The 19378-nt window shown below is 43.6% G+C and carries 17 protein-coding genes and 1 riboswitch; of the genes, 14 read left to right on the forward strand and 3 right to left on the reverse strand.

Features of this window, described 5'->3' with window-relative positions; all coding sequences use genetic code 11:
• Nucleotides 1-31: 31 nt before the first annotated feature.
• Nucleotides 32-850 (reverse strand): exodeoxyribonuclease III, encoded by an 819-nt coding sequence (locus CF596_RS06795; protein WP_096901635.1) that lies wholly within the window; start codon nucleotides 848-850, stop codon nucleotides 32-34.
• Nucleotides 851-889: 39 nt separating this feature from the next.
• Here CF596_RS06795 and pyrE point away from each other — a divergent pair, with 39 nt between their 5' ends.
• Nucleotides 890-1540: an orotate phosphoribosyltransferase gene (pyrE, locus tag CF596_RS06800; protein WP_096901637.1), complete on the forward strand. Its 651-nt coding sequence runs from the start codon at nucleotides 890-892 to the stop codon at nucleotides 1538-1540.
• A gap of 215 nt (nucleotides 1541-1755) precedes the next feature.
• Nucleotides 1756-2262 carry a hypothetical protein gene (locus tag CF596_RS06805; RefSeq protein ID WP_096901639.1) on the forward strand — a complete coding sequence of 169 codons (507 nt, stop codon included), beginning with the start codon at nucleotides 1756-1758 and terminating at the stop codon, nucleotides 2260-2262.
• A gap of 112 nt (nucleotides 2263-2374) precedes the next feature.
• Here CF596_RS06805 and CF596_RS06810 read toward each other — a convergent pair whose 3' ends face one another.
• A complete protein-coding gene (locus CF596_RS06810) occupies nucleotides 2375-2590 on the reverse strand; it encodes a DUF3565 domain-containing protein (protein WP_096901642.1) in 216 nt (71 codons plus the stop codon).
• Nucleotides 2591-2706: 116 nt separating this feature from the next.
• Between CF596_RS06810 and gshB the strand changes: the two genes are divergently transcribed.
• The 8 genes from gshB to lpxC all read left to right on the forward strand — a co-directional run bounded on the left by gshB (nucleotide 2707) and on the right by lpxC (nucleotide 12066).
• Complete coding sequence (gene gshB / locus CF596_RS06815) at nucleotides 2707-3651, forward strand: glutathione synthase (RefSeq protein WP_004974228.1); 945 nt, start codon at nucleotides 2707-2709, stop codon at nucleotides 3649-3651.
• Between the two features lie 319 nt (nucleotides 3652-3970).
• Nucleotides 3971-5074: an undecaprenyldiphospho-muramoylpentapeptide beta-N-acetylglucosaminyltransferase gene (murG, locus tag CF596_RS06820; protein ID WP_096901644.1), complete on the forward strand. Its 1104-nt coding sequence runs from the start codon at nucleotides 3971-3973 to the stop codon at nucleotides 5072-5074.
• Between the two features lie 3 nt (nucleotides 5075-5077).
• Nucleotides 5078-6526, forward strand: a complete 1449-nt coding sequence (gene murC / locus CF596_RS06825) for a UDP-N-acetylmuramate--L-alanine ligase (RefSeq protein WP_096901645.1) — start codon at nucleotides 5078-5080, stop codon at nucleotides 6524-6526.
• A gap of 56 nt (nucleotides 6527-6582) precedes the next feature.
• Nucleotides 6583-7512, forward strand: coding sequence for a D-alanine--D-alanine ligase (locus CF596_RS06830; RefSeq protein ID WP_096901647.1), 930 nt, complete (start codon nucleotides 6583-6585; stop codon nucleotides 7510-7512).
• Between the two features lie 2 nt (nucleotides 7513-7514).
• Nucleotides 7515-8369 carry a cell division protein FtsQ/DivIB gene (locus CF596_RS06835; RefSeq protein WP_004974235.1) on the forward strand — a complete coding sequence of 285 codons (855 nt, stop codon included), beginning with the start codon at nucleotides 7515-7517 and terminating at the stop codon, nucleotides 8367-8369.
• Nucleotides 8370-8436: 67 nt separating this feature from the next.
• Entirely contained in the window at nucleotides 8437-9699 is a 1263-nt protein-coding gene (gene ftsA, locus CF596_RS06840) for a cell division protein FtsA (RefSeq protein WP_096901650.1), read from the forward strand.
• A gap of 159 nt (nucleotides 9700-9858) precedes the next feature.
• The gene (gene ftsZ, locus CF596_RS06845) at nucleotides 9859-11040 is read left to right on the forward strand and encodes a cell division protein FtsZ (RefSeq protein ID WP_004974238.1); all 1182 of its coding nucleotides are present in this window, start codon (nucleotides 9859-9861) and stop codon (nucleotides 11038-11040) included.
• 123 nt (nucleotides 11041-11163) lie between these two features.
• Nucleotides 11164-12066: a UDP-3-O-acyl-N-acetylglucosamine deacetylase gene (gene lpxC, locus CF596_RS06850; protein WP_004974240.1), complete on the forward strand. Its 903-nt coding sequence runs from the start codon at nucleotides 11164-11166 to the stop codon at nucleotides 12064-12066.
• A gap of 97 nt (nucleotides 12067-12163) precedes the next feature.
• Here lpxC and CF596_RS06855 read toward each other — a convergent pair whose 3' ends face one another.
• A complete protein-coding gene (locus CF596_RS06855) occupies nucleotides 12164-12604 on the reverse strand; it encodes a DciA family protein (protein ID WP_004974242.1) in 441 nt (146 codons plus the stop codon).
• 106 nt (nucleotides 12605-12710) lie between these two features.
• Between CF596_RS06855 and CF596_RS06860 the strand changes: the two genes are divergently transcribed.
• From CF596_RS06860 to CF596_RS06875, 4 genes are all read left to right on the forward strand, one after another.
• Complete coding sequence (locus CF596_RS06860; protein WP_096901653.1) at nucleotides 12711-13394, forward strand: M23 family metallopeptidase; 684 nt, start codon at nucleotides 12711-12713, stop codon at nucleotides 13392-13394.
• 368 nt (nucleotides 13395-13762) lie between these two features.
• On the forward strand, nucleotides 13763-16465 hold the full coding sequence (gene aceE / locus CF596_RS06865; protein ID WP_096901655.1) for a pyruvate dehydrogenase (acetyl-transferring), homodimeric type: 2703 nt from the start codon (nucleotides 13763-13765) through the stop codon (nucleotides 16463-16465).
• A 2-nt stretch (nucleotides 16466-16467) separates the two neighbouring features.
• Nucleotides 16468-18447 (forward strand): 2-oxo acid dehydrogenase subunit E2, encoded by a 1980-nt coding sequence (locus CF596_RS06870; RefSeq protein WP_096901656.1) that lies wholly within the window; start codon nucleotides 16468-16470, stop codon nucleotides 18445-18447.
• A 99-nt stretch (nucleotides 18448-18546) separates the two neighbouring features.
• Nucleotides 18547-18706: riboswitch (yybP-ykoY riboswitch) on the forward strand.
• 72 nt (nucleotides 18707-18778) lie between these two features.
• The gene (locus CF596_RS06875; protein WP_096901659.1) at nucleotides 18779-19354 is read left to right on the forward strand and encodes a TMEM165/GDT1 family protein; all 576 of its coding nucleotides are present in this window, start codon (nucleotides 18779-18781) and stop codon (nucleotides 19352-19354) included.
• Nucleotides 19355-19378: the final 24 nt, after the last annotated feature.

Raw genomic sequence — 19378 nt, forward strand, 5'->3', positions numbered from 1 at the left:
GCGCAAACCATTTATGAAATGTCAATAGACCCTAAATTTTATAATCAATAATCACGGGAGCATGGTCACTAAACCATTCTTCTTTATACACCCAAGCATTGACAGTGCGTGCTTTCCAGTCGGGTGAACAGGCATGATAATCAATCCGCCAACCAACGTTCTTGGCACGGGCTTGCCCGCGATTTGACCACCAAGAATACAACTCTGCTTCATGGCGTACTTCACGGAAGGTATCGACATAGCCCAAGTCATTATAAATATGATCTAACCATGCACGTTCATGCGGTAAGCAACCTGAAGACTTTTGGTTACCTGACCAGTTTTTAATATCAATGCGCTTATGCACAATGTTGTAATCGCCACAGACAATGATCGATTTATTGTCTTCACGCCACTGTTTTAGAATTTTTTGATACTCTTCTAAAAAGTGATCTTTCCGCATTTGGGCTTCTTCACCTGAAGAGCCAGAAGGCAAATACAGTGAACAGATGTAAATTGGGTGATCCAGTCCTACATCAAATTCAGCACTGATAAAGCGACCCTGAGAATCGGCCAATTCAAAGCCTAAACCATTTTGCACAGAAACAAAGGGCAAACGGCTATAAATAGCTGTCCCTGCGTAGCCTGCGCGTTCTGCAGGGAAAAGATGCGTGTGCCAGCCTTCTGGCTTAAATTTATCGGTCCATTGGGCGTGTGTGATGCGGCTTTCCTGCATGCAAATCACGTCTGCTTCAGACTTTTCCAACCATTCGAGTAAGCCTTTGCTTACCGATGAACGCAACCCATTGACGTTAATTGAAACCACTCGAAGAATTTTTTGATCACTCGGATAGCTACTCTTTGGTATCATGCTCAGGTCTTACCTCAATGTATTAATTTGGAGCACCTCATGACATCGCCAGCTCAATTTAACCCGCAAGCTTTTATCGAACTCGCCTTATCACGTGGTGTGCTTAAATTTGGTGAGTTTACTTTAAAATCGGGTCGTGTGAGTCCTTATTTTTTTAACGCAGGTTTGTTGAATGATGGCGAAGCTTTATCGCTATTGGCTTCGGGCTATGCAGATCAACTCATGCAATGCAAAAATGTAGATGTTATTTTCGGGCCTGCCTATAAAGGTATTCCATTTGTGGCAGCTACAGCAGTGGCTTTATCACAAAATCATGGCGTAAGTGTGCCGTGGGGGTTTAACCGTAAAGAAGCCAAAGATCATGGCGAAGGCGGTGTGTTGGTGGGTGCTGCGGTTGAGGGCAAAAAAGTTTGGATTATTGATGATGTGATTACTGCGGGTACGGCTATTCGTGAAGTGGTGACTATTTTGAAAAATGCAGGCGCACAAATTGCGGGCGTATTGGTGGCTTTAGACCGTCAAGAAAAAGGTCAGGGCGATTTGTCTGCTATTCAGGAAGTGCAAAAAGAGTTGGAAATTCCTGTGCATGCTTTAATTACCATGAAAGATTTAATGAATTATTTGGATGCTAAAGGTGAAAAAGATGCCTTGGCGAAAATGGAAGCGTACCGTGTGAAGTATGGGATTTAAGTCTTATCAATTCTCTTTAATGATAATATTGAGCGTTGATTAATAATTTAGCGCGGAACGTAACAAGTTTATAAAAAGCCCAGATCTGTAGGTTTGGGCTTTTTTTGTATGCAGTGGACTGAATTATGTGGAATAATTTTCGTGATGTGTTAAAGGTGTATGATGTCGATTTTAGAATAGCTTATTCTTAAAAATATTATGAGCGATGTCTTTCAATGAAAAATAAAGAATATATTAATCAGTATTTAGATAATACTTGTGATCTTGTCATTCAACACCTTAAAAATATAATGGTATTTCAAGCTAATATTCAAAAGTCTTGGGGATATCACTCCAGATTTATAGAGAGATTAGTTCATCCAGAAGATGAATTAATTTTTAAGGGATACTCTAATCCTGTTTTTCAAAATTTACCTGTGGGCTCTATTCCTGCAAGAAAAGAACACATCGTACCTATGTCTTATCTTTTCAATGGTTTATGGGGTTTAATAAAAACCGATCAATTATCAAATCAAGAATTATCAACGATTCTCAAACGAAATTTAGGCATAGCTTATATTACTCATGACGAGCAAAAAAAATTAGATTCCAAGACATGTGGCTTAAAAAACAAAATGCCTGATGGATGGTGTTTAAAAACAGGGGATCCATTAGATCGTTTAAAAGCTGCTGATATTGAACTTGTAGATGAGTTTGGGGCGCCCATACTATCTTTAATTTGACGGTGTCAGCACAATTATCATCTAAGAAAATATACTTAAATTTTCGATTTAACATAATCGTGGTCGTTATACGAAAGCCCCGCTTCATGGGTCGTTTGATTATCTTTTTAACCTAAAATCTCTTATCCAAAACCCACTCCAATTCCTCCTCACACTTCTTACACTCCAGCATCACCCCCAACTTTTCCTTGCGCCCTTGCTCTGTGATTACCCACGGGCGGTTTTGCCACGGTGGATTATGCCGCACATGCTGCCCATGACCGCAGGCCAAATCTGCGACCCAATCATTTTCTTCATCTAAATGAAAACCAATAATCGCTTGTTGCATCGCATACTCCTAAGTGCATGATGATCGTGGATAAAGCGTTACGAAAATTGCAGCAAAACCAAAGCCAAACTCCGCTATACTTTTGCTTATTCAATTCTTCAAAAGAGCACCGAAATATGCGCGTACTTGTTGTGATGGATCCCATCGAAAGTGTCAATTTGAAAAAAGACTCAACCATGGCGATGTTATGGGCGGCAAGCCGTCGTGGGCATACCTTGGGCTATGCATTACAGCAAGACTTATATATTGATCAGGGCAAGGCATTTGGTCTGATTGCATCGCTCAAAGTCTTTGAAGATTATAACCATTATTACGAATTGGGCGAAAAACGCAAAGAATCCTTAGCTGATTATGATGTCATTCTCATGCGTAAAGACCCGCCTTTTGACATGAATTTCGTTTATACCACATATATTTTAGAGCAAGCTGAACGCGAAGGCGCATGGATCATCAACAAGCCGCAAAGCCTGCGTGACTGTAATGAAAAGCTGTTTGCGACTCAATTCCCAGAACTACAAGTTCCGACATTGGTCACGTCACAACAAAGCCTGATTCGTGAATTTATTCAGCAACATGGTGATGTGATCGTTAAACCGCTCGATGGCATGGGCGGCATGGGAATTTTCCGTTTGTACCAAGATGGGGTCAATATTGGCTCAACCATTGAAATTCTGACCAACAACGGCACTCAGCCAATCATGGCGCAGCGCTATATTCCAGAAATTGTAGATGGTGATAAACGCATCCTCATGGTTAATGGTGAGCCTGTGCCTTATTGTTTGGCACGAATTCCACAAAATGGCGAAGTGCGTGGCAACTTAGCTGCAGGTGGTTTAGGCGAAGCACGTCCATTGACTGAAAATGACAAAGCCATTGCCGCCAAAGTCGGGCCATTTTTACGTGAAAAAGGCTTGGTTTTTGTCGGATTAGATGTGATTGGCAACTATGTCACTGAAATCAACGTGACCAGTCCAACGTGTATTCGTGAAATTGATGCACAGTTTGGTACATCCATTGCCGATGATTTATTTACCGTACTTGAAGCAGGTCGTCCCAACTAAGTTTGGGCTTTATGCTCACTGTATCAATACAAAAGCCGTTTTCTATTTGAAAGCGGCCTTGTTTTTAGAGACGTGGATACAAAAAACAACTTAAACACTTTGCAAAATAGATCAATCAAAGCAGGTAAAATTGAATAAAACTTAACATTTTCCGTAGATTAATAATAAAACTAGTTTAAACTTGAAAATCTGTAGAAAAAAACAATCAAGCACTTGGTGAAAAAAAGTAAATAACCTTTAAAGCCCATGCGTTTGTGATTACAATTGATAGCTTATACAAGATTTTTATTTGCCTTATTTTGAGTTGAAGAATTAAACCGTGACTGACGCACAGCAACAACAGCCTAAACATGTCATGATGATGGCCGCAGGTACAGGTGGACATGTTTTTCCCGCTTTGGCCGTCGCAAAACAATTACAGCAACAAGGGATTCAAGTGTCATGGTTGGCGACCCCAACGGGCATGGAAAATCGTCTGCTTAAAAATCATAATATCCCAATTTACCAAATTAATATTCAAGGTGTACGTGGCAACGGTTTGATCCGTAAACTGGCTGCACCATTTAAAATTTTAGGCGCAACGCTCAGTGCTGTGCGTTACATGAAGCAATTAAAAGTTGATGCTGTTGCAGGTTTTGGTGGTTATGTGGCAGGGCCAGGTGGCTTGGCAGCACGTGCTTTGGGTATTCCTGTGCTGATTCACGAACAAAATGCAGTTGCGGGTTTTACCAACACTCAATTGTCACGTGTGGCAAAAACCGTGTGTCAGGCTTTCCCAAATACCTTTCCAAACAGTAACAAAATTGTCACCACAGGCAACCCTGTTCGTGAAGAAATCACTGCGACCTTAAGCCCTGCATGGCGCTATCAGGAACGTGAAAAAGCAGGCTTGCCAATTCGTATTTTAATTGTGGGTGGTTCACTAGGTGCACAAGCCTTAAATGAATGTGTACCTGAAACGTTAAAGCAACTAAATGTCGCTTTAGATGTTTATCATCAATGTGGGCAAAACCATGCCGAAGCGACGCAGGCACGTTATGCACACAAGCCTGACCATTTACAGGTTGAGGTACAGCCTTTTATTGAAGATATGGCCAAAGCCTATAGTGATGCCGATTTAATTATTTGTCGTGCGGGCGCACTCACGGTAACCGAGGTCGCGACTGCAGGTGTTGCAGCAGTATTTGTACCATTGCCTAGTGCGGTGGATGATCACCAAACTGCCAATGCCAAGTTTTTAGCCGATCTTGGTGCAGCAAAAATCTGTCCGCAAGCGAGCATGACACCTGAAAGTTTAACAACATTATTAACCCCGTTAATGAATCGTCAATTGTTGTCTGAAATGGCGGTCAAAGCCCGTCAGCAGGCGCAGCCTGATGCAACTCAACACGTGGTTCGTCTTATTCAAGCATTGTTCGAGTAAAATATGTCTCCATCTACACCCGCTGATCAAGCGAAAAAATTAATCAAAGTGCCTGAAATGCGCCGTATCAAACACATTCATTTTGTGGGTATTGGTGGCGCGGGGATGTGTGGTATTGCCGAAGTCTTGAAAAACCAAGGCTATAAAGTGTCGGGTTCAGACATCAAAGCTTCAAAAACCACAGCGCAATTAGAAGAAAACGGCATCAAGGTTTATATTGGGCATGCGGCAGAGAATATTAAAGGCGCCAATGTGTTGGTGGTGTCTACTGCAATTGACCCAGAAAACCCAGAAATTAAAACAGCAATTGACACCCGTATTCCTGTGGTGCGTCGTGCTGAAATGCTGGGCGAGTTGATGCGTTACCGTCATGGTATTGCAGTCGCGGGTACACATGGTAAAACCACCACTACCAGTTTAATCACCTGTATGTTGGCCGAAGAAAACATGGATCCAACTTACGTGATTGGTGGTTTGCTAAACCGTACTGGGGTCAATGCAGCATTGGGTGCTAGCCGTTATATCGTGGCAGAAGCCGATGAATCTGATGCATCGTTCTTATTCCTAGAGCCAATGGCGGCTGTGGTGACCAATATTGATGCCGACCACATGGACACCTATGGTGGTAGTTTCGATACCTTAAAAGATACCTTTATTCAATTTTTGCACAAACTGCCATTCTACGGTTTGGCTGTGGTGTGTGGTGATGATGCCAATATTCGTGAAATCATGCCGCGTATCGGGCGCCCTGTATTGACCTATGGTTTTAATGAAGACAACGATATTCGTGCCGTTGATGTTGATCAAGACGGTATGCGCACACACTTTACTGTACTGCGTAAAGACCGCGAACCGTTACGCGTGACGGTGAATCAACCGGGGCTGCATAACGTATTGAATGCCTTGGCTGCAATTGGAATTGCCACCGATGAAGGCGTTTCTGATGGTGCAATTTGCCGTGCTTTAGAAGGCTTTAGCGGTGTCGGTCGTCGTTTCCAAGTACAAGGTGAGTTTGCGGTAGCAGACGGCAATGTGAAATTGGTAGATGACTACGGACATCACCCGAAAGAAGTGGAAGCCACCATTAAAGCTGCGCGTCAAAGTCATCCTGATCGCCGTTTGGTGATGTTGTTCCAGCCACACCGTTTTAGTCGCACCCGTGACTGTTTTGATGACTTTGTGGAAGTGTTGTCACAAGTCGATCAATTGTTATTGCTCGATGTTTATCCTGCGGGTGAAAAACCAATTGTTGGCGCAGATAGCCGTACTTTGGCACGCAGTATTCGTTTGCGTGGTCAGGTTGAGCCAATTTTGGTCGATCCAAATGACGGCAACCTACCGAATATTGTGAAACAAGTGTTACAGGCCAATGACTTGTTATTGACCCAAGGTGCAGGTAATGTGGGGGCGATTTCAATCGAGCTTGCACAAAACCATTTATATTTAAAATAATCACAACCTGTGATGTTTGAATTTGATCGACCAGTTTAAAGTTTAAGGATATAAACGTGTCAAATGCTTCAAAGTTCGGCAAAGTTGCCGTGTTATTGGGTGGAAAATCTGCTGAGCGTGAGGTTTCTCTAGACAGCGGTCAAGCAGTACTCGAAGCACTGCTACGTTCTGGGGTCAATGCAGAAGCATTTGATCCACAAACACGTAGCGTGACCGAATTGGTCAATTATGATCGTGCCTTTATTGTGTTACACGGGCGCGGTGGTGAAGATGGTCAAATTCAAGGTGTTTTGGAATGGTTGAATATTCCATACACGGGTACGGGCGTGCAAGGTTCAGCCATTGGCATGGACAAAGTGAAGACCAAGCAAATTTGGCAAGGTTCTGACTTGCCAACTGCGCCATATCGTATTGTTAGCAAAGATTCCAATATTGAAGACGTGGTTGCCGAATTGGGTTTACCACTCATCATCAAGCCTGTACATGAAGGTTCAAGTATTGGCATGAGCAAAGTCGAAAAAGTAGAAGACTTTGCCGATGCTGTAGCGAAAGCAACTGCACATGACACTATTGTTATGGCTGAAAAATGGATTACAGGACGTGAATTTACCATCGTGCTGTTAAATGGTCAGGCTTTACCGATTATTCGTTTAGAACCACCGAAAGATGTGGCGTTCTATGATTATGAAGCCAAATATCAACGTAATGATGTGCAATACGGTATTCCGTGTGGTTTAAGCACTGCCGAAGAGCAACAGTTACAAGCTTTGGCATTACGTGCCTTCCAAGCCGTGGGTGCAAGTGGCTGGGGTCGTATTGATGCCATGCAAGATGAGAACGGCAATTTCTGGCTATTGGAAGTGAATACCGTGCCGGGAATGACCAGCCACTCTTTAGTTCCGAAAGCGGCAAATGCAGTCGGCTATAGTTTTGATGAGCTGTGTGTGGCAATTTTGGCACAAACCCTTACAGGTGAAGCACACTAAATATGGCTCAACTTCCTGCATCCTTGCGCCGTAAACGGGCAGCGATTACCTCGATTCATGACAAACCGCCAACAGCCAAAGAAAAGCTGATTCATTTTGGCGGTTGGGTAATGCTGTGCGTTGCGGTGCTCGTGTTGGCAGTGGGTGCGTACGGGCTATACAAAGTCATGACCGATGCACAAATTGCCAAGCTAGATGTAGTGGGTACACGTTCAGATGCGGAACACCGCCAAGTGATGACGCATGTGAACCCTGTAATGACCAAGAACTATTTCACCTCTGACCTAGAGCAAATCCGCGATACCGCTTTGGAGTTGTCTTGGGTAGATCGAGTGGTGGTTTCACGTGCGTGGCCGAATGCTATTCGTGTGCGGGTTATGCCGCGTCATCCAATTGCACGTTGGGGGACAGGTCGTTTGCTCAGTGACAGCGGTGAAGTCTTTACCGAGGTCACGCCACAAAATAATCAACATTTACCGTTATTACACGGGCCAACGCATCAATCTAAAATGATGATGCGTCGTTATAATGAAATTAACCAATTATTCTTACCCGTCAACGATCGTTTAAAAGAACTATATTTAACAGAACGTATGACGTGGTTTATGCAGTTTGATTCAGGTCTACGTGTTATTGTAGATAAAGATCAAACCATGAGTAAGCTGCAGCGCTTGGGGCATCTTGCACAAAGTGATTTGAAACCTGTATGGTCTAAAATATCCGCCATCGATTTGCGTTATCGCAATGGTTTAGCCATTCAATGGAAAAACTCAATTCCGCCAAAAATTGCAAATGGTCACTTTGTTGTAACGATTGATGACACAAGCATTGCAGAGGGAATAAGAGCAAAGCCATAATATTGGGCTTTAAAAAAATAGAGGCATTAAGCCATAAATTAAACATACTGGTAATGGTAGTGAATAAATGAGTGAAGCTGTTCCCTCGGTTGTTGCGATTGACATTGGGACGCACAAAGTTTCAGTTTTGATTGCTAAGGTCCATGCGCCAGACAATATCCAAGTCATTGGTATGGCCACCGCACGTAATCGAGGCATGAGTAAAGGAAAAATTGTCAGTCTCGATAAAGTGATTACTGCAATTAAAAATGCCGTGCAAGAAGCAGAAGATATGGCGGAATGCCGTGTGCATTCGGCATGGATTTCTATTCCTAGTGCAGAGCTAAAAAGCTTTTATGCTTCAGGTCGCACACCTATTGAAAGTAGTGATCACACCATTACCACCAGTGAAGTGGTACGCGCCTTGGAATTGGCCAAAGCCAGTCACCTCACCTCAGACCATTATTTGGTGAGTGCAGTACCACTCGGTTTCGATTTAGATGATTCGGGTGAATGGGTACAAAACCCAATTCGTATGTCAGCACATAGCATGACGGGGCATTATCAATTGATGATGTTGCCTATTAGCACCATGCAGAATTTAGACCGTGCTTTAAAAGGTGCCAATATTGGTGTCGAAAAAATGGTGGTGTCAAATTTAGCCACTGCAGAAGCCAGTCTGCTTAAAGATGAAAAAGAATACGGTGTGTGTCTGGTAGATATTGGCGCAGGTACGACCAGTATTGCAGTTTATTTAGATGGACGTTTGGCCTTGGCACACACTTTGCAGCGTGGCGGTGAGCATGTCACCCGCGATATTGCAGCGGTGTTACAAACCACAACTGAAGAAGCTGAACGGATTAAGCTATTGTATGGCTGTGTAGATATGAAAGTGGTCAAACCTGATCACATGATTCAGATTCAGGGCATTGATGGGCCGCAAACCATTAGCCGTATTGAACTGGCGGAAATTATTATTGCGCGTTATGAAGAAATTTTTGCACAAATTCGTCAGGAACTCGAAAAGAGCGGTGCCATTCATGGTTTATATCATGGTGTGGTTTTGGCGGGTGATGCCTCACAAATTGAAGGCATGATCAGCTTGGTACGTCGTATGTTGGGTGTTTCGGCACACTTGGGGAATCATCCTTCACAAGTTTATGCCGATGAACCGCATCAGGCCGCCTTACGCCGTTCACAATATGCAACAGCTTCAGGCTTATTGCTTTATAGTCAAAACTATACTCAAGACACGATTGTAGAACATGAAGACCCTGAAACCTTATCGGTTTGGGGGCGTGTCGGACGGGCATGGTCTGGCTTGAACGAAAAGTTAAAATCTATTTTTTAGTTGAGTTTTTTGGGAATATTGTTAGGAAGTTGTACGGATCATCACTGGTACTTGACAAGCCAGAAGTTGAACAGCATTCTTAAAAATAATTTTTATGAAGATCAAGGCAGTATACGGGCTTAAGTGACTGCCAATAACGTATTAGGAAATCTAAAGGTCATGGCCTCATTTGAATTTATAGATGATCAAACCGATAGCAACGGTCAAGCCCGTTTCACTGTGTTTGGTGTGGGTGGTGCAGGTGGTAACGCTGTGCAGCACATGCTTGAGTCGGATATTCAGGGTGTAAAATTTGTTTGTGCCAATACGGACAAACAAGCATTGGATCGCATGAATTCGCAATTCAAAATCCAGCTAGGTGAGCAAAGCACACGTGGTTTAGGCGCGGGCGGTGATCCTCAAGTGGGTCAAACTGCAGCGGAAGAAAGCCGCGAGCTGATCTGTCAGCAACTTGAAGGCACAGACATGGTGTTTGTGACTGCAGGGATGGGCGGTGGTACAGGTACAGGTGCTGCGCCAGTTGTGGCTGAAATTGCCAAAGAAATGGGCATTTTGACTGTTGGTGTGGTGACTACGCCATTTAACTTTGAGGGTAAGCGTCGCTTACTTTCTGCGGAAAAAGGGATTGCGGCATTAGAACAGCATGTAGACTCTTTAATCATTATTCCAAACCAGCGTTTAATGAAAGTTTACCGCGACATTTCAATGAAAGATGCGTATAAAAAAGCCGATGACGTTTTGTTGAACGGTGTACGCAGTATTTTTGATTTGGTGGTACGTCCAGGTCACATCAACCTAGACTTTGCTGACTTGAAAACTGCGATGAGTACGCGCGGTTATGCGATGATGGGTGTTGGTTCAGGTCGTGGTGAAAACCGTGCGCGACAAGCGGCTGAACAAGCGATTCGTAGCCCATTGCTCGATAGCGTAACCATTGCCAATGCCAAAGGCTTGTTGATTAACGTAACGGGTGGTGATGATGTGACCTTCGGTGAAATCGAAGAGATCATGGACGTGATTCATCAACTTTCAGATACCGAACAAACCCAAGTATTCTACGGTACGGTATTTGATCCTGAAGCGCGTGACGAAATTAGCGTGACTGTTATTGCTACTGGTTTAGCGCGTAACACAGGCGATACACCAGAGCCTGCAAAACGCACCGTGACACAAACCACTTCTGCAGCACCAACAGCGGCAGTAGAAGAAGATGATGTGCCTGCAATTCAGCGTCAGCAGGCAGAAACTGCGCCTGCAATTAGTGCGACAACAACATCAGGCTCTGCGCGTCCAACGCCAATGAGTATTCAAGACTATTTGAAAAATCAGCAGCGTAAATAAGCCAAGATCCTCAATTTCATTGTGTGATCGGGAAAAGGCAGTTTTAAACTGCCTTTTTTGTTTTTTATCAATGGCTAAATATGCTAACGTATAGCGGTTTTAAAATTTAGATGAATTGAGAACATGCTGAAACAACGTACCCTACAACGTGTCGTCAAGGCGAGCGGTATTGGTCTGCACAGTGGTCAAAAAGTATTGATCAACTTTGTGCCGCATCATGCCGATGGGGGAATTGTGTTTCGTCGTATCGATTTAAATCCGCCTGTCGATATTCCAGCCGATGCCATGCTGATTCAAGAAGCATTTATGTGCTCGAATTTGGTTCAGGATAATGCCAAAGTTGGCACTATTGAGCATGTTATGAGTGCAATTGCAGGGTTGGGCATTGATAACTTGATTATTGAAGTGTCTGCCTCTGAAGTGCCCATTATGGACGGCAGTGCAGGGCCTTTTATTTATTTGTTGATGCAGGGTGGTTTAAAAGAACAGGATGCTGCGAAAAAGTTCATCAAAATTTTAAAACCTGTAGAAGCTTTAATTGACGATAAACGTGCGGTGTTCAGTCCGCATGAAGGTTTTCAGCTCAATTTCACCATCGACTTTGATCATCCTGCCTTTAAAAAAGAATATCAGTCTGCCACCATCGATTTTTCTACAGAAACCTTTGTCTATGAAGTCAGTGGCGCACGTACTTTTGGCTTTATGAAAGATTTGGACTATTTAAAAGCCAATAATTTGGCTTTGGGTGCGAGTTTAGATAATGCCATTGGGGTAGATGATACAGGCGTGGTCAATGAAGAAGGTTTGCGCTTCTCGGACGAGTTTGTACGGCATAAAATTTTAGATGCTGTGGGGGATTTGTACTTGCTTGGACATCAAATTATTGCCAAGTTTGATGGTTATAAATCAGGACATGCCTTAAATAATCAGTTATTACGCAATGTTCAGAGCGATCCAAGCAGTTATGAAATTGTAACATTTGATGACATAAATTCTTGCCCGATCACTTTTGTGCATGTGACATAAGTCATTGTCTTTTCTTACTACGTTATAATGTAACAACAATAATATGTGAATTTCATCACAAATTTGAGCACGAGTTTTTGGTGTTTTCTGCAAACAATTATTTTTTATTGCTTGCCAAACGTAACAAAGCTTGGCTAAGCTTAGGGTCGCTCACAAAGTCAGCAGCACCTCGTAACATATCTTGAGTTTCTGGACTAAGTGTTCTTAAAGGCTTTTCGCTTTTTGGGGGCGTTTGAGATTCAACTCTTAAACGAACTTGAATTTTTTGTATGTCTTTCAGTTCATGCAGTTGTGACAGTTGAGTAATGTATTGCTTTTGCAAATAAGCAAGTTGACTGACCATCGCTTGATTCGTTCCAGTAATGGTTAAGACACCTTGTTGATAACAAACCACCTGCCATTGCTCTGGTTGCGGCAGTAAAGGTTGAATAAGTTTGCCAAGTTTCTGCCATGCAGCAACTTGGGTTGAGAGAAACGTTAGGTTTCCTGTTTTTATGTGTTTTCTTGTTTGTTGAAAGAGATTCACAGGTTCGGACATACATCATTCCTTCATGTTTATGCCCTAATCTTATGCGCTCCTTTCAGTAGATATCAAGGAAGAGATCACAAGGAACTTCAAGTAAGAACAGTTAAGAGGTTTTTTTATGCATTCGCGCCGTATTTTATTAGCGTTTTCACTGGCAGCTTCGGCAGCATCTGTCGCATTTGCTGATTTAGTTGAGTTAGATTCTCAAAATTCATCGACTGATCGTATTGAGCAATTAACCCGCACCTTGTCACAAGGTTCTTATACAGAAACACAAGACATTGATGTTCCTGCACAAACGCAGATGACCGTTAAGCTTCGTGAAAAGACTACAGAATTAAACAATGCGTCTTTAGCAAAAAAATACGGTACCAATACCAGCACCCGTTTTGCTTCTTCAAATCCTTATGCTTGGTTAGTGTCACATCCATTACCAAATGCACGTATTAGCTCGAACTATGGCGGTCGTGTCATGAGTGGTCGTGCTGAAAACCATTCAGGCTTAGACCTTGCTGCACCAAGCGGTACACCAATTTATGCGACTGGCCCAGGTATTGTGACTAAGTCAGGTTGGGGCACAGGTTATGGTCAATATGTAGAAATTAACCATGGCAATGGTTATATCACGCGCTATGCACACGCTTCACGCTTAATCGCACGTGTAGGTGACCGCGTTGAAGCAGGTGAACATATTGCCAACGTAGGTTGTACAGGTCGTTGTACAGGTCCTCACTTACATTATGAAGTAGTGAAAGATGGTCAACGTAAGAACCCTTCTACCTATTTAGCAATGTTGCCGTAATGTTTTGGCTAGAAATTCATGCTCTAGCCACACTCACTGTAAACTACACGCGAACTACAAATTAAAACATGAAATTAAAGCGGCAAAGGTCGCTTTTCTTTATACTCACGTTTTAGCTTTTAGCGAAATCTAGTGAGACATTTCAGACATCAACTTATCACCTAAAAAAATAATAACACGCAGTATCTGCTTTATTGTATAAAAAACCGCCTAAATTGGCGGTTTTTTGTTATTTGCTGTAAGAAAGTGTCAATCACTATTTATTTTCTAAATAGTATGCAGGATACGCATTTAAGATTAGCCATATCTACTAAAGTCTAAATTATGATACATATAAAGCATACGATTAGGCTTAGGAATAGTGAATTATGGCGTTTTACGGTGATACGGACTCACAAGAAACCCAAGAATGGCAAGACGCCTTTGATGCTGTGTTACAACATATGGGTACTGAACGGGCAGCATTTTTACTCGAAAAACTGTACCAACGTGCAATTGCAAAGCATGTACCCATTCAGCGATTAAATACTCCTTACCTCAATACCATTTCAGTGGAAGAACAACCTGCCATGCCGGGCGATCAGGATATGGAGCGTCGTATTCGCGCCCTGATTCGCTGGAATGCGTTGGCAATGGTATTGCGTGCCAATAAAACAGGTGATGATTTAGGTGGTCACCTTGCAAGTTTCGCATCTTCAGCAACATTGTATGATGTTGGTTTTAACCATTTCTTCCGTGCCAATAGTGATCATTTTGGCGGTGATATGATCTACTACCAAGGTCACTGTGCACCCGGTATTTATGCCCGTTCATTTTTAGAAGGGCGTTTAACCGAAGATCAATTGAATAATTTCCGCCGTGAAGTGGGCGGTAACGGTTTACCTAGCTATCCACATCCTTATTTAATGCCTGACTATTGGCAGTTCCCAACGGTGTCGATGGGTCTGGGTCCAATCATGTCAATTTATCAGGCACATATTCAAAAATACTTAATGAACCGCGGTTTAATTAAAGAAGAAGACCGTAAAGTCTGGGCATATCTAGGCGATGGTGAAATGGATGAGCCAGAAAGTTTGGGTGCAATTTCACTGGCAGGTCGTGAAAAGCTAGATAACCTGATTTGGGTGGTGAACTGTAACTTACAGCGTTTAGATGGCCCTGTACGCGGTAACGGTAAAATCATTCAAGAACTTGAGTCGTTATTCCGTGGCGCAGGTTGGCGCGTGATTAAAGTGGTCTGGGGGCGTCATTGGGATGCTTTATTAGACAAAGACGACACAGGTGCATTAAGAGCCATTATGGAAGAAGCGGTGGATGGTGATTATCAGCGCTTGCAAGTGAAAGGTGGTGCATACGCTCGTGAGAAATTCTTTGGTAAATATCCTGAAGCCAAAGAATTGGTCAAAGATTTAAGCGATGAAGATATTGATAACCTGAACCGTGGTGGTCACGATCCGTACAAAGTATTTGCGGCGTATGCTGAAGCATGTAAGGCCAAAGGTCAGCCAACGGTCATTTTAGCCAAAACTGTCAAAGGTTATGGTTTGTCTGATGAAATTGAAGCGGTGAACAAAACCCACCAAATCAAAAAAATGCAGTTGGATTCTTTAAAATATGTACGTGACCGCTTCAACTTGCCATTTAGCGATGAGCAACTTGAAGAAGTGCCGTTCTATCGTCCAAGTGAAAATTCGCCTGAATTGAAATATATGAAAGCGCGTCGCGAAGCGTTGGGTGGTTATTTGCCTGCGCGTCGTAAAGACAGCGAAGCTTTACAAATTCCTGAATTATCAGTCTTCGATTCAGTCTTGGCAGGTTCAGGTGGCAAAGAACAATCGACCACTATGGTGATGGTGCGTTTGATTTCTGCCCTGCTCAAAGAAAAAGCCATTAAAGACCGTGTGGTACCCATTGTACCCGATGAAGCGCGTACTTTCGGTTTAGAAGGCATGTTCCGTCAACTGGGTATTTATGCCGCACATGGGCAAAAATACACCCCTGAAGACCAAGAACAATTGATGCATTATCGTGAAGCCAAAGACGGTCACATGCTGCAAGAAGGCATTAACGAAGCAGGTGCAATGAGTGCTTGGGCAGCTTTGGGTACCAGTTATTCGACCAATAACTTACCAATGATCCCAATGTATATGTATTACTCCATGTTTGGTTTCCAACGTATTGGGGATATTGCATGGGCGGCAGGTGATGCACAGGCGCAAGGTTTCTTGTTGGGTGCCACTGCAGGACGTACCACACTCAATGGTGAAGGCTTGCAACACCAAGATGGTCACTCGCATATTTTAGCCAATACTATTCCAAACTGTGTGTCCTATGACCCATGCTTTGGTTATGAGCTTGCCGTGATTGTGCATGATGGTTTGCAACGCATGTATGTCAATCAGGAGCGCGTGTTCTATTACCTCACCGTAATGAATGAAAACTACGAGCATCCTGAAATGCCACAAGGTGTGGAAGAAGGCATTAAGCGCGGCATGTATTTACTGCAGGAAGATGAAAAAGCCACGGTTCAATTGCTAGGTTCAGGTGTGATTTTGCGTGAAGTCATCAAAGCGGCGAAAATCTTGCGTGAAGAGTATCAAATCCACTCGAATGTCTACAGTGTGACCAGTTTTAATGAATTGGCGCGTGATGGTATGGCGTGTGAAGAATACAACCGTTTGCATCCATTGGCTGAAGAAAGCAAAGAGCCGTGGATCTCACAACAGTTACGTGGCAAAGATGGCATTGTCGTGTCTGCTACCGATCACATGCGCGCCTATAGCGAGCAAATTCGCGGTTACTTGCCAGACAATCGTCCATTTGTTGCCTTAGGTACCGATGGTTATGGTCGTTCCGATACCCGCGGTAACTTGCGTAGCTACTTTGGGGTCGATGCTGCACACATTGTGGTAGCCACCTTGAAAAAACTGGCTGATGAAGGCGAAGTCGATGCGCGTTTGGTCAAAGATGCAATCTCGACATTTGAGTTAGATACAGATCGTCCTGTCGCGTGGGCACCGCAAGCGGTTCCTGAAGTACAAGCGGTTGCTGACTACAAAGAGGAGCACTGATCATGCAAATTCAAACGCCTGATATTGGTGTCGATAAAGCCACTGTTGCAGATATTCTTGTTAAAGTTGGCGACACGATTGCAGTTGATGACAGCATTGTCCTGTTGGAATCAGACAAAGCTTCTGTTGAAGTACCCAGCACCGCTGCAGGGGTAGTGAAAAGTATTTTGGTACAACAAGGCGATGAAGTGACTGAAGGTGCGGTGCTGATTGAGCTAGAAACAGAAGCTCAAACCGCAGTTGCTACAGAAGTTGCTGCACCGCAAGCCGAAGTGGACGCGGCACCGAAGCAAGATGCTGAACCAGTGGTCGCTGCAGCACCAAGCTCAGCGACATCAAACACTGCGCAAGAAGTAGATGTACAAGTACCTGATATTGGCGTGGAAAAAGCCGTTGTTGGTGAAATTTTAGTACAAGTGGGCGATGCGATTGATGTGGATCAAAGCATTATTGTGGTGGAGTCGGACAAAGCTACAGTAGAAGTGCCAAGTACGGTGTCGGGTACAGTTACCGCTATCCAAATCAATACGGGTGATACCGTAAAAGAAGGTGTGGTGATTCTGAAAGTGAAAACCGCCGCTGCTGCAGTCACACAGGTGGAAACACCTCAAGTGGCATCAGCAGAAGCGGCTGCTGCAACAGCGAGCGCAGCAACTGCATCTGCACCACAAACAACAGCATCAGCACAGGTTGAAGTCGCAGTGCCTGATTTAGGGGTCGATAAAGCCACAGTGGCAGAAATTTTGGTACAAGTAGGTGATACAGTTGCCGCTGACCAAAGTTTGATTGTGGTGGAATCAGACAAGGCTACGGTAGAAGTGCCAAGTACTACTGCAGGCGTGATTCAAGCGATTCATGTAGAATTAGGACAAAGTGTTGCGCAGGGCAATGCCTTAGTGACGATAGTAACTGCAGGCGCAGTTGCACCAGCAGCAGTTGCGGCAGCGCAAGTTGCCTCTGCACCAAGTGCATCGCCAGCAGTCAGTGCTGCATCTACAGCACAAACCACAACGGTTGCAGCAAGTGCACATACGAATGTAGACAAATTGAGCAAGGCGCAACATGAAGCCAATGCAAAAGTGTATGCAGGCCCTGCTGTGCGTAAACTGGCACGTGAGTTGGGTGTCGTTTTAGCCGATGTAAACGCCACTGGCCCACATGCACGTGTACTCAAAGAAGACTTGAAGGCTTATGTTAAAGCGCGTCTTACTGCGCCGCAGACTGCTCCTGTCGCTGCTACAACACAGCAAGTTACAGGTTTGCCAAAGTTGCCTGATTTTAGTGCATTTGGTGGCGTGGAAGAAAAAGGTTTGACGCGCTTACAACAAGTGTCAATTCCGCAATTGTCCCTGAACAATTACATTCCACAAGTCACGCAATTTGATTTGGCCGATATTACTGAGCTAGAAGCGTGGCGCAGTGAATTGAAAGCTAACTTCAAAAAAGAAGGTGTTAGCTTGACCATTTTGGCGTTCATTGCCAAAGCTGTAGCGCATTTGCTGAAAGATGAACCGTATTTCGCTGCGCATTTGGCAGATGATCAAAAGTCTGTGCTGCTGCGTAAAGAAATCCACATGGGCATTGCCGTGGCAACCCCTGATGGTTTAACCGTGCCTGTGCTACGCAATCCAGATCAGAAATCGATTAAACAAATTGCGATCGAACTGGGCGAGTTGAGCCAAAAAGCGCGTGATAAAAAGTTGTCGCCTAAAGATTTACAAGGTGCAAACTTTACTATCACCAGTTTAGGTTCGATTGGTGGTACGGCATTTACGCCGTTAGTGAACTGGCCACAGGTTGCGATTTTGGGTATTTCACCAGCGACCATGCAGCCTGTCTGGAATGGTGAAGGTTTTGATCCGCGCTTGATGTTGCCGTTGTCATTGTCGTATGACCATCGGGTGATTAATGGTGCAGATGCAGCACGTTTTACCCATAAACTGACCCAGTTGTTGGCAGATATTCGTAGCTTGCTGCTCTAAATTCAGAAAAGCTTTATAAAACCCTGCTACGGCAGGGTTTTTTTGTCAGTGCCGTTACTCGGCTAAATTTGCTTAACCGCAGTATTCCGTTTAGAATAGCTTTACTTCATTGGGGAGTAGCCGCTTTTTACTAATTTCTGTTCAAACTGAATGCAGTAAAAAGGTGATGGTCAACATATTTGTTCCACAGAACATGGTCATCATAGCAAAGAACCAAGTCAGCTTTTTCAAGCTTTCTTTTGTTGGCAAGACCTTTGATTTATCACTCTGCAGATTTTGGCTAGCAGGAGGGATAGGTCATTGGTATGTGTGCTAGCCAGAGAAAAACATCATGTATGAATTCCTCATCTCGACTGCCATTGTCGCCTTAGCCGAAATGGGTGATAAAACCCAACTATTGGCTTTATTACTCGCGGCACGTTTTCGTAAACCTGCTCCAATCTTGGTTGCTATTTTACTGGCAACACTCATTAACCACGGACTTTCTGCAGTTTTAGGGCAGTGGATTACCACGGTACTTAGCCCAGAAATTTTATTGTGGATTTTATCTTTAGGTTTTATTGGCATGGCGATTTGGATGCTTATTCCAGACCAGCTAGATGATGAAACTGAAAGCATCAACAAGTGGCAAAAATACGGTGTATTTGGCGCGACCTTTGTATTGTTCTTTTTGGCAGAAATTGGCGATAAAACTCAAATTGCCACAGTGGCTTTAGCCGCACGTTATGACAGCGTGTTTTGGGTCATGCTTGGAACCACTTTGGGGATGATGCTGGCCAATGCACCTGCGGTATTTATTGGTAATAAATTAGCGACCCGATTGCCAATTTCTTTAATTCATAAAATTGGTGCACTGATTTTCCTAATTATTGGTGTGTCGACTTTGGCGCAACATTATTTATTCTAAATTATTCATTAAAATGCATAAATC

The sequence above is a fragment of the Acinetobacter sp. YT-02 genome (assembly GCF_002412355.1).
In the GTDB taxonomy this organism is placed as follows: Bacteria; Pseudomonadota; Gammaproteobacteria; order Pseudomonadales; family Moraxellaceae; genus Acinetobacter; species Acinetobacter towneri.

Bases quoted from the DNA above. Each gene is read 5' to 3' on its own strand.
- CF596_RS06795 (WP_096901635.1), bottom strand. From the start codon at position 850: ATGATACCAAAGAGTAGCTATCCGAGTGATCAAAAAATTCTTCGAGTG.
- pyrE (WP_096901637.1), top strand. From the start codon at position 890: ATGACATCGCCAGCTCAATTTAACCCGCAAGCTTTTATCGAACTCGCC.
- CF596_RS06805 (WP_096901639.1), top strand. From the start codon at position 1,756: ATGAAAAATAAAGAATATATTAATCAGTATTTAGATAATACTTGTGAT.
- CF596_RS06810 (WP_096901642.1), bottom strand. From the start codon at position 2,590: ATGCAACAAGCGATTATTGGTTTTCATTTAGATGAAGAAAATGATTGG.
- gshB (WP_004974228.1), top strand. From the start codon at position 2,707: ATGCGCGTACTTGTTGTGATGGATCCCATCGAAAGTGTCAATTTGAAA.
- murC (WP_096901645.1), top strand. From the start codon at position 5,078: ATGTCTCCATCTACACCCGCTGATCAAGCGAAAAAATTAATCAAAGTG.
- CF596_RS06835 (WP_004974235.1), top strand. From the start codon at position 7,515: ATGGCTCAACTTCCTGCATCCTTGCGCCGTAAACGGGCAGCGATTACC.
- ftsA (WP_096901650.1), top strand. From the start codon at position 8,437: ATGAGTGAAGCTGTTCCCTCGGTTGTTGCGATTGACATTGGGACGCAC.
- ftsZ (WP_004974238.1), top strand. From the start codon at position 9,859: ATGGCCTCATTTGAATTTATAGATGATCAAACCGATAGCAACGGTCAA.
- lpxC (WP_004974240.1), top strand. From the start codon at position 11,164: ATGCTGAAACAACGTACCCTACAACGTGTCGTCAAGGCGAGCGGTATT.
- CF596_RS06855 (WP_004974242.1), bottom strand. From the start codon at position 12,604: ATGTCCGAACCTGTGAATCTCTTTCAACAAACAAGAAAACACATAAAA.
- CF596_RS06860 (WP_096901653.1), top strand. From the start codon at position 12,711: ATGCATTCGCGCCGTATTTTATTAGCGTTTTCACTGGCAGCTTCGGCA.
- aceE (WP_096901655.1), top strand. From the start codon at position 13,763: ATGGCGTTTTACGGTGATACGGACTCACAAGAAACCCAAGAATGGCAA.
- CF596_RS06870 (WP_096901656.1), top strand. From the start codon at position 16,468: ATGCAAATTCAAACGCCTGATATTGGTGTCGATAAAGCCACTGTTGCA.
- CF596_RS06875 (WP_096901659.1), top strand. From the start codon at position 18,779: ATGTATGAATTCCTCATCTCGACTGCCATTGTCGCCTTAGCCGAAATG.